The organism is Mariniflexile sp. HMF6888 (assembly GCF_044335535.1).
In the GTDB taxonomy this organism is placed as follows: Bacteria; Bacteroidota; Bacteroidia; order Flavobacteriales; family Flavobacteriaceae; genus Mariniflexile.
Map to the genome: position 1 here is coordinate 1,137,078 of NZ_JBIQVZ010000001.1, position 17,404 is coordinate 1,154,481.

Annotated in this window: 16 protein-coding genes; 3 read left to right on the forward strand and 13 right to left on the reverse strand. The window is 34.6% G+C overall.

What is annotated here, in order from left to right; genetic code table 11:
- The first annotated feature begins 13 nt into the window (after nucleotides 1-13).
- Complete coding sequence (gene nadD / locus ACGLWY_RS05160; protein WP_396618582.1) at nucleotides 14-592, forward strand: nicotinate (nicotinamide) nucleotide adenylyltransferase; 579 nt, start codon at nucleotides 14-16, stop codon at nucleotides 590-592.
- 521 nt (nucleotides 593-1,113) lie between these two features.
- Here the strand turns inward: nadD and ACGLWY_RS05165 are convergent.
- The gene (locus ACGLWY_RS05165; RefSeq protein ID WP_396618583.1) at nucleotides 1,114-2,052 is read right to left on the reverse strand and encodes a nicotinic acid mononucleotide adenyltransferase; all 939 of its coding nucleotides are present in this window, start codon (nucleotides 2,050-2,052) and stop codon (nucleotides 1,114-1,116) included.
- A 200-nt stretch (nucleotides 2,053-2,252) separates the two neighbouring features.
- On the opposite strand from ACGLWY_RS05165, the gene ACGLWY_RS05170 reads away from it, so the two are divergent.
- The gene (locus tag ACGLWY_RS05170; RefSeq protein WP_396618584.1) at nucleotides 2,253-3,254 is read left to right on the forward strand and encodes an NAD(P)H-dependent glycerol-3-phosphate dehydrogenase; all 1,002 of its coding nucleotides are present in this window, start codon (nucleotides 2,253-2,255) and stop codon (nucleotides 3,252-3,254) included.
- Between the two features lie 91 nt (nucleotides 3,255-3,345).
- Here the strand turns inward: ACGLWY_RS05170 and ACGLWY_RS05175 are convergent, their stop codons facing one another.
- From ACGLWY_RS05175 to ACGLWY_RS05220, 10 genes are all read right to left on the reverse strand, one after another.
- Nucleotides 3,346-3,741 carry a hypothetical protein gene (locus ACGLWY_RS05175; RefSeq protein ID WP_396618585.1) on the reverse strand — a complete coding sequence of 132 codons (396 nt, stop codon included), beginning with the start codon at nucleotides 3,739-3,741 and terminating at the stop codon, nucleotides 3,346-3,348.
- Nucleotides 3,742-3,865: 124 nt separating this feature from the next.
- On the reverse strand, nucleotides 3,866-5,293 hold the full coding sequence (locus ACGLWY_RS05180; RefSeq protein WP_396618586.1) for an efflux transporter outer membrane subunit: 1,428 nt from the start codon (nucleotides 5,291-5,293) through the stop codon (nucleotides 3,866-3,868).
- A 4-nt stretch (nucleotides 5,294-5,297) separates the two neighbouring features.
- Nucleotides 5,298-8,432, reverse strand: coding sequence for an efflux RND transporter permease subunit (locus ACGLWY_RS05185; protein ID WP_396618587.1), 3,135 nt, complete (start codon nucleotides 8,430-8,432; stop codon nucleotides 5,298-5,300).
- Nucleotides 8,433-8,444: 12 nt separating this feature from the next.
- A complete protein-coding gene (locus tag ACGLWY_RS05190) occupies nucleotides 8,445-9,572 on the reverse strand; it encodes an efflux RND transporter periplasmic adaptor subunit (protein ID WP_396618588.1) in 1,128 nt (375 codons plus the stop codon).
- Between the two features lie 9 nt (nucleotides 9,573-9,581).
- Entirely contained in the window at nucleotides 9,582-10,082 is a 501-nt protein-coding gene (locus ACGLWY_RS05195) for a GbsR/MarR family transcriptional regulator (RefSeq protein ID WP_396618589.1), read from the reverse strand.
- A 129-nt stretch (nucleotides 10,083-10,211) separates the two neighbouring features.
- Nucleotides 10,212-11,231, reverse strand: coding sequence for a phenylalanine--tRNA ligase subunit alpha (gene pheS, locus ACGLWY_RS05200; RefSeq protein WP_396618590.1), 1,020 nt, complete (start codon nucleotides 11,229-11,231; stop codon nucleotides 10,212-10,214).
- Between the two features lie 420 nt (nucleotides 11,232-11,651).
- The gene (locus ACGLWY_RS05205; RefSeq protein ID WP_396618591.1) at nucleotides 11,652-12,077 is read right to left on the reverse strand and encodes a hypothetical protein; all 426 of its coding nucleotides are present in this window, start codon (nucleotides 12,075-12,077) and stop codon (nucleotides 11,652-11,654) included.
- Nucleotides 12,078-12,462: 385 nt separating this feature from the next.
- Nucleotides 12,463-13,539 (reverse strand): cytochrome d ubiquinol oxidase subunit II, encoded by a 1,077-nt coding sequence (cydB, locus tag ACGLWY_RS05210; protein WP_396618592.1) that lies wholly within the window; start codon nucleotides 13,537-13,539, stop codon nucleotides 12,463-12,465.
- Nucleotides 13,540-13,542: 3 nt separating this feature from the next.
- Nucleotides 13,543-14,874: a cytochrome ubiquinol oxidase subunit I gene (locus ACGLWY_RS05215; RefSeq protein ID WP_396618593.1), complete on the reverse strand. Its 1,332-nt coding sequence runs from the start codon at nucleotides 14,872-14,874 to the stop codon at nucleotides 13,543-13,545.
- A 165-nt stretch (nucleotides 14,875-15,039) separates the two neighbouring features.
- Nucleotides 15,040-15,396, reverse strand: coding sequence for a hypothetical protein (locus tag ACGLWY_RS05220; protein WP_396618594.1), 357 nt, complete (start codon nucleotides 15,394-15,396; stop codon nucleotides 15,040-15,042).
- Nucleotides 15,397-15,486: 90 nt separating this feature from the next.
- On the opposite strand from ACGLWY_RS05220, the gene ACGLWY_RS05225 reads away from it, so the two are divergent.
- Nucleotides 15,487-16,023: a CvpA family protein gene (locus ACGLWY_RS05225; RefSeq protein WP_396618595.1), complete on the forward strand. Its 537-nt coding sequence runs from the start codon at nucleotides 15,487-15,489 to the stop codon at nucleotides 16,021-16,023.
- 31 nt (nucleotides 16,024-16,054) lie between these two features.
- Here ACGLWY_RS05225 and ACGLWY_RS05230 read toward each other — a convergent pair whose 3' ends face one another.
- Both ACGLWY_RS05230 and ACGLWY_RS05235 read right to left on the reverse strand, forming a co-directional pair.
- On the reverse strand, nucleotides 16,055-16,390 hold the full coding sequence (locus ACGLWY_RS05230; protein WP_396618596.1) for a DUF6686 family protein: 336 nt from the start codon (nucleotides 16,388-16,390) through the stop codon (nucleotides 16,055-16,057).
- Between the two features lie 78 nt (nucleotides 16,391-16,468).
- Nucleotides 16,469-17,374 carry a DUF6607 family protein gene (locus tag ACGLWY_RS05235; protein ID WP_396618597.1) on the reverse strand — a complete coding sequence of 302 codons (906 nt, stop codon included), beginning with the start codon at nucleotides 17,372-17,374 and terminating at the stop codon, nucleotides 16,469-16,471.
- Between the last annotated feature and the right edge of the window lie 30 nt (nucleotides 17,375-17,404).

A 17,404-nucleotide genomic window follows, 5' to 3' on the forward strand; every position in this document is an offset into this window, starting at 1 on the left:
TAAATATAAACAGATGAAAATTGGATTGTATTTTGGCTCTTTCAACCCTATACATATTGGGCATTTGGTTATTGCCAATCACATAGCTGAATACAGCAATTTAGATGAAGTTTGGTTTGTAGTAACGCCGCATAATCCTTTTAAAAAGAAAAACTCTTTGCTAGATAATTTTCAGCGGTTGGAAATGGTGTACCGCGCCACAAAAGACTACATCAAACTTAAACCTTGCGATATAGAATTTAACCTGCCACAACCTAATTACACCATCAACACACTTATTTATTTACAGGAAAAATATCCTAATTACGCGTTTTCTTTAATTATGGGTGAAGACAATTTAAAGAGTTTTCATAAGTGGAAAAACTACCAGGTTATTCTAGAAAACCACGATATCTATATGTACCCAAGAGTTTCAAAAGAAAAAATTGAAACCCAGTTTAATGGGCATAAAAAAATTCATCATATAGATGCACCCATTATGGAACTCTCTTCAACCTTTATACGCAACGCCATAAAAGCAGGTAAAAACGTAAAACCCATGCTACCAGAACACGTTTGGGAATACTTGGATGAAATGAATTTTTATAAGTAAGTTGCTTCATTTGTAAAAAATTTTGTTGAATTCGTTTAGCGCTCGATGTAAAACATCAAAGCGAATTTAAGAGAGCGAATTAGATGAAAACGGCAATAACTTTACCACCGCGTCCACCTGTGGTGAACATTCCAGCACCCTATGCACCTGAAATGCAGGAATGGCTCCTTCAGGTAATCTTGGAGGGTGAGGGTGTTTGCCCAAGTTCGGGCTGATCGCTATTCTGCGCATTTAAATTCAATACGACTATAAGAAGCATAAAAAGCAATAGCCTTTTTCTGGTTACTTGATGGATTTTTATCATAGGTGTTTAATTTAATTACTACTATAATCTTTAAGAGATTCTTAAAAAGGAGGTGGCTAATATGATTATTTTAAGAATAATTAACTGCTATTTTTGAACGGTGACCAATTTTATGAAACTTTTATGCATGATAATATACAAGCCAAATCAAAAAAGAAACCGCCTAAAGAATAAATCTTTAAACGGCTTCTAAACTAAATAACCAACCAAACTTATGTTAAACCCTTGTATTTTCTCTTGGGTTTTCTACTTTATCTTTTCTATGCTTACGCATTTTTTCTGTTGTAACAGTTTTTCCTTTTGTATCTGTTGTTTTCATAAATTGTATATAGCCTCTACCAACAAACTCATAGGCTGTGCCTGATGTAGGGTGATACAATTCTATCTTTCCATCATTTATAACGCTTAATTCAAAATATTCATTGTCAAAATAATCATAATCTAATGTTAAAGTTTTAAGCTTGTTATTGCCAGCGATATTTCCAACACCATACACTCCTGTATAATCCCAATAAATATTATTTGGACTGGTGCCATTAACATCTTGTGAGCTTCTAAATTCAGAATCGTTTCCACCAGCTAAAAACTGTAAAAAGTTTTCGTTATCAAACTCATTTATACCACCATAATCGCTAGTATATACTTTTTCCCAAGCGTTATACTCTTGCAGGAAATAATGAATATTATCATAAAACACAAAATCGTAATCGAAATTGCTGCGTTGGTAACCATCTAAAAAGTATGAGGTATCGTTATTAGGGTTGTAAAGCTCAATAGTATTGTTGTCTATTTGGTAAACATCAAAAGTTTCAAAACCATCTATAACATGGTAAACATCCAAAACCATATCATAAGCATCGTAAGTCCCTACTTTTATTCCAAAACCGTTGCCCGTATTACCAATACCTACAATATTATTGTTTGCTAATACATTATTATTTATAAACGATAGGGTAAACGCTTTTTGTAAAAAGGGTGTTTCTCCATAACCTTTAGTGGCATTAATGTCTACATACCACAACTCATACGAACCCAATAATTGGTTTAAAGATATTTGTGGAATATCATCGTAATCGTCTACAATAACTTCTGTGTAACATGAAGTAAATAGGGTAGCTGTTAAGGCAAACGAAAAAAGTAATTTTATAGTTTTCATAATCAAACGTTTTTAGGGTTCCTGTTTTAATGGTTTTCAAAACACGTGCCAAAGTTTTTTCGTCTCCCAGTTTTAAGTCCCCGTATGAAGTTTACCGTCTTCCGTCATAGGTCTTTTGTATTCTTTACTCTTTTAACATACATTCCTAACGCAGATAAATATTTTATGTATTTTTGAAACATCAAACAACGAAACTATTTATGAATGAACCTTTAAAATATGCGGTTTTTGGTGCAGGAAGTTGGGCTACAGCCATTGTAAAAATGCTTTGCGAAAATTTAGATGAAGTAGGTTGGTACATGCGCAGTGTTTATACCAAAGAGCATTTGCTTAAAGAGCGTCACAATCCAAATTATTTAAGTTCGGTAGAGTTTCATGTGGAGCAACTAAAGCTTAGTAACGACATCAACGACATGGCCAATTATGCCGATGTGCTTATTTTTGTAATTCCTTCTGCCTTTATTTATAGCGAATTACAAAAATTGCATGTTGATATTTCCAATAAAATTATTGTTTCGGCAGTAAAAGGCATTATTCCAGAAACCGGTTTATTGGTTGGCGAACATTTTCATGAAGCTTATAAAATACCTTACAATAATATTGCGGTAATAGCGGGTCCATGCCATTCTGAGGAAGTGGCCTTAGAACGTTTATCGTATCTAACCATTTCATGTTCAGACGCTAAAAAAGCCCAAGCTATTGCCGATAGTTTGTCGAGCGATTACATAAAAACAAAAATTAGCGACGACATTATTGGTGTAGAATATGCCGTTATGCTTAAAAACATATACGCTATTGCTGCGGGTATTGCCCACGGATTGGGTTATGGTGATAATTTCCAGAGTGTGCTTATGAGTAACTCCATTCGTGAAATGAAACGCTTCATTAAAAAGATGCATAAAATGAAACGTAACATTAATAATTCTGCATATTTAGGTGATCTATTGGTAACAGGCTATTCGGTATTTTCTAGAAACCGTATGTTTGGAAACATGATTGGAAAAGGCTACACCGTAAAAAGTGCGCAAATGGAAATGAGCATGGTTGCCGAAGGTTATTACGCCACCAAAAGCGCCCATTTACTAAACGAAAAGAACAAAAAGAAAACACGCTTGCCCATTATCAATGCGGTTTACGATATTTTATACGAAGGTAAAGACCCAAAAAAAACCTTTAAAAAGCTAACTGATAAATTGGATTAACAACGCCACTTAAATTCCTTCCCTTGTAAGGGAAAGTGGATTTCATTTTGGTAAAAATGAAAGACGGAAGGGTAATCAAAGACGGAAGGGTCTATTTCACCAAAACACCCTTAGCCTCCATTAAAGGAATAGCTTGTAACGCTTTTAAATTAATAGTGTTTTTTCTGAACAAAAAGGTTTTATCAAACATTTTGTTTCCTTCAAAAAAAGATACTTTAAACGTATTGTTTAAAGCAAAAAGTTCCTCTTGCATCAACTCAATTTTAGCATAGCTTTTTTTAGGAAGCGTATCTAGTTTTTTTCTAAAAGTAGAGGTTATCTTTTCTTCGGAATAGCCAGAAGTTACGATTAAAACCATTTCTAAATCAACTTCCTTGTCATTGATTATATAAGCATTCCAATCTTGGGTTTTATAAATAGCATTATACTCGTTTACAACAGCTATATAAACACCTTCAACTTTTGGGATTTCGATATCTTTTTTCATATGCAGATATTTATTGTTTTTTAAAGGTCATATGGTATCGCTTTAATCTTCATCGGTGTTTATATTTCCAAATCATGGCGATTTCATGCGGCAAAAGTAATTAAACTATTTCTAAATTTTTTAGCTACTTCCAACCACCTCCAAGAGCTTCATACAAATTTACAACCGCTAATAATTGTTGCAACTTGCTATCAATCACATTCAATTCAGCATTTAAGGCGCTTTGTCTTGCGGTTAATAAGTCTAAATAATTGGCATACCCATTATTCAAAAGTATTTCAGAATTACGCTCCGCATCTCTTAAAGCCTCGACTTCCTTTTGTCTAAATTCAAACTTTCTGGTTTCGGCGTTATAAGCAAATAAGGCATTAGATACTTCATTACCAGCCACTAGTAATGACTTTTTAAAATTCAAAAGTGCTTGTTCTTTTTGTGCTTTACTTACTTCATATTGTGTTTTAATTTTTCGCTGATTAAAAATAGGTTGTGCTAACCCACCAATTAAATTGGCAAATAATGAATTCGCATTAAATAAATTATCGAAATCTAAACTTTGAAAACCACCTGAAGCCGTTAATGTTAATGACGGATAGAAATTACTTCGTGCTATATTAGTCAATTCAAAGGATTGTATTAAAGCATATTCTGCGGCTATTACATCTGGACGGTTGCTTAATAAGGTTGCAGGAACGCCCAATTTTAAATCGGATTCTAAGGTTTGCATTTCCATTTGACTTCTCTCAAAATCTTGAGGCACTTTTCCTAGCAAAATACTTAGAGCATTTTCCGTTTTAAAAATAGCTGTTTCTAAATCTACTTGTAAAGCTTTTGCATTGTTGTATTGTGCTATATTTTGGTCTACCGCTACTTGGGTTACTTGACCTGCATCTTTTAAAGCCTTAATAGTTTCTACTCCTTTTTCGCGAGTTTCAATAGTTTGTTTGGTAATAGCTAATTGCGCGTCTAAAGCCAACAGTTGATAATAGGTGGCAGCTATACTAGACACCAATTGTGTTTTTACTGCTTGATGTGCTGCTACACTTTGCAAATAACTGGCTTGATATGCACGCTTATTGCTGCGTATTTTACCCCAAATATCGGCTTCCCAAGATAATGCTCCAGATAATTCGAATTGATCGACATGGTCTGTACCAAGGTTCCTTAAAATAGCTCCTTGTTGTCCGTTTCCGGAAATATAGGTGCGTGATGCAGATGCATTCCCTGTTAATGTTGGAAAATAACCTGCTTTCCCTTGTTTTAAATAGGCTTCGGCAGCTACTATTTGTTGGATAGCAATACGTACATCCATATTATTTTGAAGTCCTTCTTCGATATATTGACTCAAATAACTATCTGTAAATAACGTTTTCCAAGATACATCTGCCATAGATAAACTATCGGTCGGCAAATTATCGGTTCTGTACAAATTTTGGGTTTCTACCAACTCCGGTTGCTTGTAATCTTTGGCAACAAAACAACTTTGCAGTGTTACGGAAACAACTACTAACAGCAGGCTTTTACTAAAAAGTGTGTGTTTTATTATTGATGTCATACGGTTAATCTTCAATAGTTTGGATTGCTGGTTTACTCGAAATTTTTTCTTGTAACCATTGAAATAAAATAAATAGAATGGGAATAACAAATACTCCTAAAATAGTACCAATAAGCATACCTCCGGCAGCACCAGTACCAATAGATCTGTTTCCTTCTGAACCAACACCTTTTGCCAATACCAGTGGCATTAAACCTAAAATGAAGGCGAATGAGGTCATTAAAATAGGTCTTAAACGTGCTTTAGCTCCGTTAATAGCTGCATGAACTATACTTTCACCATTTTGTCTTCTTTGGCGTGCAAACTCCACAATAAGAATGGCATTTTTTGCCAATAAACCAATAAGCATGATTAAGGCGATTTGGAAATATATATTGTTTTCAAGCCCAGAAAACTTGGTGCTTATATAGGCTCCAAAAACCCCAAAAGGAATTGAAAACACCACAGCAAGCGGTAACACATAGCTTTCATATTGTGCACATAGTAAAAAGTAAACAAACAGAATGCTTAAAACAAAAATAAAGGTAGTTTGACTCCCTGAATTTACTTCTTCACGGGTTAAACCAGAATAAGCGACTGCATAATTACTAGGTAGTTTCGCTACTTCTTCTTCAATAACCCTAATGGCATCACCTGTACTAAATCCTGCGTTTGTAGCTCCTGTAATACTTGTTGAATTAAATAAATTAAAACGGGTTACCGATTGCGGTCCATACACACGCTTTAAAGTTATGAATTGTGTAATAGGCGTCATTTCACCTGAATCGGTTCTAACATACATGCCATTTAAAGCACTCTCATCGGCTCTATCTTCTGGTAACGATTGAATATACACACGGAATTGTTTTCCAAATCTTGAAAAATCGGATGCATAAACGCCTCCTATATACCCTTGCAATGTTGAAAATATACTGTTAATTGGCACGCCTTTTTCTTTCGCTAAAGGCACGTTCACTTCCATTTCATACTGGGGATATTTAGTATTGAAAGACGATTGCGCATATTTAATTTCCGGGTGCTGCATTAAGGCAGCAATAAATTCTTGATTCGCTTTATCCAAATCTGTAAACGCCCCTCCAAAACGGTCTAGTAAATTCACCTCAAAACCGGCAGAGTTACCAAAGCCCCTAATACTTGGTGGCGCAAAGAAAATAATATTGGCTCCTGGAATGGTTGAGGCAATTCCAAATAACTTACCTGTAACAGCTTCGGTAGACAACGAAGGGTCTTCTCTATCTTTCCAGTCTACAAGTTTTATAACCCCAAAACCATAATTACTTCCAGAACCACTTATTAAACTTCTTCCTCTAATAAAAGAAACACCTTCAACACCAGATAAACTATGTGTTTTTTTATACAACGCATCGACTACTTCATTAGTTCTATCTAAAGAGGCTCCAGCTGGTAATTCAATATTTGCAAATATGATGCCTCTATCTTCATTTGGAACAAAGCCTGTTGGAGTTGTTTTTGATGCCCAAAAAATACCTGCGACTATTAAAATTAACAACATGGCAGGCATCCATTTATTCTTATAAAGAAATTGAAGGGAGTTACCATATTTTACAACAGTGGCATTAAATCCACGATTAAAAAGGGTGTAAAAACGTTGCAAAGGATTTTTACTTTTTAATTCGTTTTCATCATGCGATTTTAAAAATAAGGCACAAAGCGCCGGACTTAAAGTTAAGGCATTTACTGCCGAAATAAGTATAGCGATAATTAAAGTGACCCCAAATTGTTTATAAAAAACGCCCGTTGGTCCCTGTACAAACATTACAGGAATAAACACAGCAGCCATTACCAAGGTGATAGACACAATAGCACCTGATATTTCGTGCATGGTTTCTAAAGTTGCTTTTTTAGCGTTTTTTTCTCCATGATCCATTTTAGCATGAACTGCTTCAACAACAACAATAGCATCATCTACCACAATTCCAATGGCCAACACCACAGCAAATAGTGTCAATAAATTGATGGAGTATCCAAATAAATTCAGAAAGAAAAAAGTTCCAATAATTGATACAGGTACAGCAATAGCTGGAATTAGTGTAGAACGAAAATCTTGCAAGAAAAGAAACACTACAAGAAACACTAATAGAAAAGCCTCTATTAGGGTACTTACTACTTTATCAATAGATGCCGTTAAAAATAAACTGGTGTCGTATGGAATAAAAATATTTAAGCCTTTTGGTAAATCTTTTTTAATACCATCTAACGCGATTTTTATGTTTTCGATGATTTCTTGTGCATTAGATCCTTTTGTTTGAAAAACACCCATAAATACTGCCGGATGCCCTAAACTCATTGCACTGGAAGTATACGATTGTGCATCTAATTCAATATCTGCAACATCGTTTAAACGTAAAAATTCACCATTGCCTAATGCTTTTACAATAATATCGGCATACTGCTTTTCGTCCTTAAAACGCCCGCTATACTTTAAAACATAGGTAAATGCTTCTCCATTATTTTCACCTAACGATCCCGCTGCAGCTTCTAAATTTTGTTCTTTTAAAACAGTGGTAATATCTGAAGGTATTAAGTTATAAGCCGCTAATTTTTCAGGTTTTAACCAAATACGCATGGCATAATCTTGCTGGGAGAATACCCCAATATTCCCAATACCGTTAATACGTTGCAATGCTGGAATAACATTAATTCTTAAGTAATTTTGAATAAATGTCGCATCGTAATCTTCATTATCAGAATACATGGACAGAAACATTAAGGCACTTGTTTCCTCTTTTTGTGTGGTTACTCCCGTTTGCTTTACTTCTTGTGGTAATAAGGGGTTGGCACGCGCCACACGGTTTTGAACATTTACCGCTGCGACATCGGCGTCTATCTTTTGGTCGAAATACACCGTAATGTTCGCAGTACCATTATTGGAAGCTGTTGATGTGATGTAGGTCATACCTTCAACTCCATTAATTTGCTCTTCAATAGGAATGATAACGCTTTCTAAAACTGTTTCAGCATTCGCACCAGGGTAACTTGCCGTTACTCTAATGGTAGGTGGTGCAATGTCGGGATATTGCTCTATAGGTAAACTCGAAATACTTATAAACCCGAGCATTAATATAATAATAGAAATAACTGTAGAAAGTACAGGTCTTTCAATAAATGTCTTTAACATAACTATAAGTTTCTAGTTTTTAAATAATTTTTCGATAGGTTTTACAACACTATCAAAAGCAATCTCTTGAGGTGTTATTTCCATATTGTTTCTCAACTTACCTACGCCCGTAACTACTATTTTATCTCCTACCTCAACACCAGATGCTACTACATATAAGTTGTTTACAGGCGCCTTTACTTTGATAATTGTAGATGATACCGTATAGTTGTCACTTAATTTAAAAACCATAATGTTTCCCTGCTGTTCATAAGTGGCTTCTTGTGGAATAACGATTGCATTTTCATAAATAGTTGGAACTTGGATTTTTCCACTATTGCCATTTGTTAAAAGTTGATTTGGATTATTAAAAACAGCCCTGAAACTTACCGTTCCAGTATTTGGGTTTATTTGTCCTGTACTGGTTTCTATCTTTCCCTTTTCAGAATACATCGTTCCATTGGCAAGTATTAAACTTACTTCTGGAAAATTCGCAATCTTTTCTTTTGAATTATTTCCTTTTGTATTTTGTAAAAAATTTAAATAATCGGCTTCATTCAAACTAAAAAACGCATATACTTGTTTAATATCGCTAACGGTCGTTAAGGGCATTTCATCATTGGCACTTACTAGCGAGCCTTCTCTAAATTTAATAGCACCTACATAACCATCCACTGGACTTTTTACGGTTGCATAGTCAATGTTTGCAGCAATACTACTGTAATTCGCTTGGGCTTGAGCTAAATTTGCTTTAGCAGTTTCTAACTGTACCGAACTGATAATCCCTTTTTCTACCAAGGGGATTAATTTATCCACCTCAACTTTAGCAACATTTATACGGGCTTTGGCTGCTCCAGCATCTTGACTTAACGACTGTGTTTCTAATTTGAATAAAGCTTGCCCTTTTCGCACTTTCTGACCTTCATCTACCAACACTTTTTGGATATACCCCGATACTTTTGCACGCACATCACTATTAACAATACCTTCAATATTGGTTGGGTATTCTTGAAAGCCTGTAACAGTTTTGTGGCTTACTTGCGCTACAGGAAAAGTAGCTGGCGGCATTTTAGCGGCTTGTTGTTCTTGTTTATTACCACAACTTGATAACACAATTGCTAAACATAGTGTTGCGATTGAATATAGGCTGATTTTTTCCATGTTACTTCCTTAAAGTTTATTGTTCTTTTCTATGATTTTTGTCCTTAATTTTAATACAGATTTGGTAGCTTCGTCTAAAAACTGAATGTAATCGTCATGAAATTCTAAATCAAATTTTGAAGTGTCATCAGGATTATTGGAGTTCGATTTTTCTTTATAGTCTCTAATTTCAATATGGAGTTCTTTTTGGATACACCAAGTTTCTATCATATCATCAATACCTTGAATAATCGTATCTTGATTTATTATAAAATACTTTTTTCGGTCTCCTAACTTTGTGAAATAGACAATTTTCTTTAAATCTTGTAAATGATTTAAATGGGTTGATATGGTGCTTTTACTGGCACAAAGTTTTGACACTAAATCTTCAAAAGTTGTTCCTGCCTTTCCTGTTAGTATAATGTACGACATAATACGAGCTGCTACTGGAGCCAATTGATCTTTATTCTCTATAAAAACACCTAGTTTTTCAACCAACGCTTTTTTCTCGCTACATATATTATCTGGCATGATTGTGAAATTTGGTGTAAATATAAAATAGGTTCGTTTTTTTCCGAACTAAACGAAGTTAAAAAATTGTTAAATAAAAAAAGCCGATAAAATTATCGGCTTAGAATACTTTGAAATGAGTTAGCTATACTATAAAGCTGATTTAAACTGCTCTAAAAACCTCACGTCATTTTCACTTAATAAACGAATATCGTTTATTTGGTGAAGCAACATGGCAATACGGTCTATACCAACCCCAAAAGCAAAACCAGAATATTCTTTAGAGTCTATTTTGCAATTTTCCAATACGTTAGGATCTACCATACCACAGCCACCTATTTCTAACCAACCGGTACCTTTTGTAATGCGGTAATCTGATTCGGTTTCTAAGCCCCAGTACACATCAATCTCGGCACTTGGCTCTGTAAATGGGAAGTAGGACGGACGCAAGCGTATTTTAGATTTTCCAAACATTTGGGTTGTGAAATATTGAAGTGTTTGCTTTAAATCGGCAAAACTTACATCTTTATCAATATACAAGCCTTCTATTTGGTGGAAAAAACAGTGTGAACGCGCCGAAATAGCCTCGTTACGGTATACACGACCTGGAGAAACAGTACGAATTGGTGGTTGGTTATTTTCCATATAACGTACTTGTACTGAACTGGTGTGGGTACGTAATAAAATATCGGGATTAGTTTGAATGAAAAAGGTATCCTGCATATCGCGTGCCGGATGGTATTCTGGCAAATTTAATGCAGTAAAATTATGCCAATCGTCTTCTATTTCTGGACCTTCACTAACATTAAAACCTATATTAGAAAAAATATCTATAATTTGATTCTTTACTATAGAAATTGGGTGACGCGCACCAATTTGAATCGGGTTTCCCGGACGTGATAAATCGCCATAAATACCTTTTACTTCCTCTTTGCTTTCAAGTTCTTCCTTTAAGGCATTTACTTTGTCTTCGGCTGTATTTTTAAGTTGGTTTATTATTTGTCCAAATTCCTTTTTTTGGTCGTTTGCTACGTTTTTTAATTCTCCATAAAACTCCTTTAGAAGCCCTTTGGAGCCTAAATATTTTATTCTGAAAGCTTCTACTTCCTCTTTGGTTTGTGCTTTAAAAGCTTCGGCTTCAGCAATGAGTTCTTTTATCTTGTCTATCATAACTTCCTAAAATGATGGCAAATTTACTGATTTTTTACGGAATTTGAGTTAGGGAAATAAACTGTAAATGTATTTTTTATCATTGAACCTATCTTGACTTTCTTGATTGGAGTGAGTCAGAAGGGTTTTTGTTCCAGATATAAGTTTTTTATGATGCATAGCCGTTACGGATCAAAAAAAAGTGAATTGTGGTCAAAAAAACCGCTTGGCAGCCAATAAAATGATTTCTTTAAAAAACCAACCATCACTTAAACAAATTCTAATTAATTATTATTGGAAAGACCTAGAATTTAGAAAGAATAGTCCTTTTTAAAAGAAATTGAACTCAAGCTGTTATGGATTGCTCCTTCTTTTATATTGCTTTTTTATTGCTAAATGGCTAAGTAGGGATTTGAAAGACCTATTCTTGATTTATACTTTTCAAGCATAAATATCCTTAAATTCCTTTAAGTTTCTCATCCATTCAATGGACTGATCTAATGTACAGCACCTTTTTGTGCTATATTGGGACAGGTATTTTTCAATGGTGGCAATGTTGAAATTTAAATCATCATAAAAAACAATGGCTGTTGCCACAATAAAATCATAGTCGGTATTAAACTTGACCCATTGTTTAATATCAATGGAAAATGAAGCTACCCTATTTGAAATAAAACCAATTTTTAAGTTCTCACCGTAATGGTCTACCAAGGCTATAGTTATGTCTTCGCTTTCTTCTATACCAATATGTACACCTTCCTTAAATTCGGCAATACAAAAAAAATCTAAAAAATAAAGGTCTCCTATGGATAGGCTCACTTTCTTTGAATCTGTTGTACTATAATAACTTGAGTTTTCAAATTTCATAAGCAAATAAATTGATTGATAAAAAATGATTTCGTAAATATAGGAAAATATTACGTATTTATATCATAAAATATGACATAAGACAATACTAAAATTTAAATACTTAACAATTGCGGTGGGAACTTTTTTATCAATGAACTTATCTTGACTTTTTTGATTGAAGCAAAAATAGAGATTTTAGTTTTAGATTTTTTGCACTTCATAGCAGCGCTACGGAGTAAAAAAACAGGTGAAATATGGGACAAAAAGGTCATTTCTCAGCCAATTGAAAAAAGTCAAGATAAGTTCATTAAGAGTAACACAATTGTTTCCCTTCGATTTGGTTTAAGATAATTTATAGTGCAACCTCTCAATAACTATTGGGAAAGTAATACCAAAAAGCGAATCAATGCTCGCCGTAACCAACATCGTCCATCTTGCCTTTAAAGACTTTGTATTGAATGACGAAATAGATAATAACCAATACAAAGGCAATAAAAAACCAGTTCATACCTACGGAAAGTCCGTAAGTATCCGCAGCGACATTATAAAGAGTTAAAGACGGATTTATATCATTTGTTGACGGCAATACATTGGGGAACATAGACGCAACGGTTGAGCCCAATCCACCCACCAAAAATAAACTTGAAAACAGAAATCCTAAACCTTCCTTTTTGAAGCGTTTTACTTTGAAAACCCCAAACAACCCTGTAAGTGTAATGACTGGCAACAGCCAAAGAACAGGGTGTTTTATAAAATTGCTAAATGGTTTTGGTTCGATGATATGCCATATAAACAGGGACACAATCACCAATGCCAATAGTACAAAATTCAGATTAAAAATAACCTTTTTCAATTTGGGATTTAAATCGGAATTGGTTTTGTAAATAATCCAATTGGCTCCGTGAATCGTTAAAGCGATGACGCTAATAATACCTAAGAGTAATGTAAACCAATCTATAATACCCAAATGTTCGGCTTGGGGACTGAATGTAGGATTCCAAAGGGGTAAAAAGAAATAGTGAGCTTCTTGAGTAGACACACCGTTTTCGACCATACCAAGGTTAACGCCTCTTACCACATTTCCTAAGGCCATACCAAAAAAGAGCGCCAATAATAAACTGGCTATTCCAAAGGCTTTGTCCCAAATAGCTTCCCACATGGGATGATTAATTTGTCCTCGCAATTCCAGCCCGATGGCCCTAAATATAAGTAACCATAAAATCATTATTAAAGGGAGATAAAAACCACTAAAAGAGGATGCATACAACGTTGGGAAAGCAAAAAACAAGACACCTCCCGTGGCAATAAGCCAAACTTCGTTGGCATCCCAAAACGGACCAATAGCATTGGTAATTGCTTTTTTGTCCTTTTCTTTCTTGGCAAAAAACAAATGAATGATGCCCGCACCAAAATCATAACCATCCAGTACGATGTATGTGGCAAGCATGAGTATTAAAACTATATACCAAAAAATTTCCATATTTTAATGCAGTTTAGAATGAGGCCCTGTTCTGATTATCTTAGTAACCAGTAGTAAAAATAACAAGCCTAACAACAAATAAAGTCCTATAAACCCCAGCAAGGTGAATAGTGTATTTCCCGAAGACACCGTTGGAGAAACACCTTCGGTGGTTCGTAATAAATTGTATACCAACCAAGGTTGTCTGCCTAGTTCTGCTGTGTACCACCCAGTTGTATTGGCTATATATGGAAAAGGTATCATTAACAGCAAGGCCCATAAAATCCATTGGGTTTCGTAACGCTTTCTTATAACTAATTGAAAAACAGCTAATGTTAAAAGCCCAATAAAAATAGTACCTAAGCCTACCATAATATGATACGCATAATAGAGACCTGAAATGTTTGTGGGATGCTTTTCTTCTGAAAATTCAGCTAATCCTTTTACTTCGGTTTCCCAATTACCATAGGTTAGAAAGCTTAAAATGTTGGGAACTGCAATTTTATTATCAAGCTTTTTGTTTAAGACATCGGGCTGCCCTATTAATACTATTTCAGATCCCCCTTCTTCAGTATGGAAAATACCTTCCATAGCTGCAAAAGTTACTGGTTGATATTTCACGACATTTTTAGCCAACAAATCGCCGGTAGGAACCGCAACTATTATTGAGGCCACTAAACCAAAGATAATACCCGTTTTTACAAACAGCTTGCCAAATTCCAGATGCTTTTTGTTCAACACATAAAAGGCTCCTATACCTGCAACCACAAATGAACTGGTTACTAAAGACGCTGCCTGATTATGTAAGTAGGAAGGCCAAAGCCAAGGGTTTGAAAACAGCGCACTGAAATTATTAAGGACAAATTTCCCATTGGCCAATATTTCATAGCCTACGGGGTTTTGCATCCAAGAATGTGTGGCAATGATAAGAAACCCGCTTGCCCAAGAACCTAAAAAAACCAAGAACCCAGTGAGGAAATGTAACTTTTGTCCCATGAGTTTTTCGCCGAATAAAAACAGCCCTAAAAAGGAAGATTCCAAGAAAAAAGAAAACATCCCTTCCATGGCTAGGGTTTGCCCAATAATACCTCCTGTTAATTCTGAAAACTTTGCCCAGTTTGTTCCGAACTGAAATTCCATAGGGATTCCCGTGACAACCCCCATAGCAAAATTAAGGGCAAAAATACGCATCCAAAATTTTGCGGCATCGTTATAATGTTCTGATTGTGTTCTAAGGAATTTCCATTTGAAATAGACTATCATTAAAGACAGTCCCATGGTTAATTGTGGAAATAGGTAATGAAACGTAATAGTAAACGCAAATTGCATTCTATCATAGAACAACATTTCTTCCATAAAAGCAGAATTTGGGCAAATTTAAGCAACAAAGGTTAAAATCGGAGTCGAATATGATACAAATTAAGTAAAATTTAAACGTCTAATGTTAATTCGATTCTGATGAGCCTCCCGATAGTTATCAGGACGGGATTCGTGGGAATGAAAAAACTAAGAGTTCAAAAACTATTCTATGTATTCTGTTTCCAGAAAATAATTAACAATGGCTTCTTTCATTAAAACACTTTGTTCGCCTGCTTTTAAATGCGGCAAGGTTTCAATGGTTTTGTAGTGTGGCCAACCTTCGGCATCCACAAAATCGAGTTCGTAATAGCCATATGGCGTTAGCAACTTACAGATGGCAATGTGCATTAAATCGAGCTTATGGTCTTTTTTAAATTCCCTGTCTAGCTGCCCAAGTTCTTGTACGCCTATTAAATAAATAATGGCATCGAGGTCTAGCATATCGCCATCAGCAAATTGGTTAGATAGTTTTTTTACTACCAATTCCCAGCGTTCTTTTAATTGTTCGTCTCTAGACATTTGTTTTTAAGTTGCTTAGTTTCAAAGATGCAAAGTTACAAAGTTGCAGATTTGCAAAGTTAACTTATATTTGATAAAAATATTTATATTATGAATGTTTTAGATATTGTTTTATTAGCCTTTTTAATTCTAGGATTGGTAAGAGGGTTTTGGCGAGGACTTTTTGTTGAAGTCGCGTCGTTAGTAGCTTTGGTTGCTGGAGTTTATGGTGCATTTCATTTTAGTGATTTTGCTTCTGATTTTTTAAAAGAAAAAGTAGATTGGAATGAAAACACTATAAATATTGTGGCTTTTGTTGCTACCTTAATGCTTATTATTTTAGCAATTGCCTTGGCAGGAAAAGCATTAACAAAAATTGCCGATTTTGCTGCACTTGGACTCGTTAACAAAGCCTTGGGTGCCCTTTTTGGCGGATTGAAAATTGCCGTTATTTTAAGTGCTGTACTTATTGTGTTCGAAAAAATGAACAGACCAATTCCTTTTACAGAGGAGGAAGATAAAGAGGTTTCTGTGCTATACACGCCTCTGAAATCTATTATCCCATTGATTTTTCCTAGTTTAATTGTAAATGGGAAACCTATTGGTGACGATTTGGAAGCGGATGAAACTTTACAAACTGGACTGTAAATGGTTGATAGGATTGCTGAAAAATTTGCAATTAATTCAAAACAAACATGTAGTCTATATCATCTACATTTAAAAGACTATCTTTTCTTTTGTTTATGAACAAGGCTTTTAATTCTTCTACTTCTTGCCTGTTAAACATTAAAACAATGTTTTGACATACTGTTGTTATTGGGATTTTTCGCTTAATAGTGGTATAAGCATATTTTTGTTCCCAATAGTCAATATCTATTTCCAGAAGATATGTTTTGAGTTTTTCAAAGTGAATTGTACTAAGCTCACAATATATGTTGTTAAACTCTAGGTGATAGGTACCGCAGCTTTCACAAAATGAAAGTTCTCCACTTCTTACTTTTGCTAATGTTTTCAAACTATCGCACATATTTAATTTCTTATATTTTTTTAAGCTTAATACAATTCTTTTCTTTTAGTTAGAAATCATTTAAAGTTACTTTACAAATGATTCAATGATATTATTGATATCTTTTTCTTTGTTTGAGAAATCTTTTGAAAATAAATGTTCATATAACGCTTTGTCTTCTACTTTTTCTTCCAAAGCTAAATTTACTTTTCTATTAAAAACCTGATCCCATTTAGCACGTACAAGTTTCCAAGGTTGGCTATTGGTTTTCCACCAATCTTGGGCAACTTTACATGTACTGTCATCTACTTTAGTGTATATATTCAATCCTTTTTCTTGAGCAAGTAACACATCGTCTTTCCCATCTTTTCTAATTACTTTATCGTTATCTTGATCGTGTATCCAACCTGTTTTGGTGATTTCATGTTTGTTGGTTCTAACGGTAACATTGTAATCGCTACGTTTTGTGTATTCACGTCGTGGTAGTGGGGCATCCGTTGTATTTTCCCAATAGCTTTTTCCATCGGCATGGATCCAAGTGGCAGAACCTTCGTAACGTGGACTATCATCTACTTGAAACACTTTTTGTGTCCATTGCCCTTTTACTTGATCTTTTGGCAAGCTCACAAAACTCCATTTATTATCAGCATTGTAAGTGTATAAGTTGGTATTTTCAAATAACCAATCTTGTCTCCAATGTTTAATAACATGTTGTCTATCGGCAGGACCCACAATTAATAAATGCTGCATTACAATTTTGTTATCGGCATCTTCCAATAATTCAACCCACTCCAATCCGCTATCGTGTTTTACAGCAGAAGCTTGATATGTTGAATCTTTTGAATACTGAAATGTTTCAGCAAAATTGAAGCTTACTTCATAGCATCCACACATACTTTTAATGGCTTTTTGGTCTTGAAATTTCTTGTTTTGGGCATTGGCATGATACAAAATTGTTAACGTAAAAATGGTTAATAGTGTTAATCGTTTCATTTTTAAAAGTGTTTGTTTATATGATTAAAT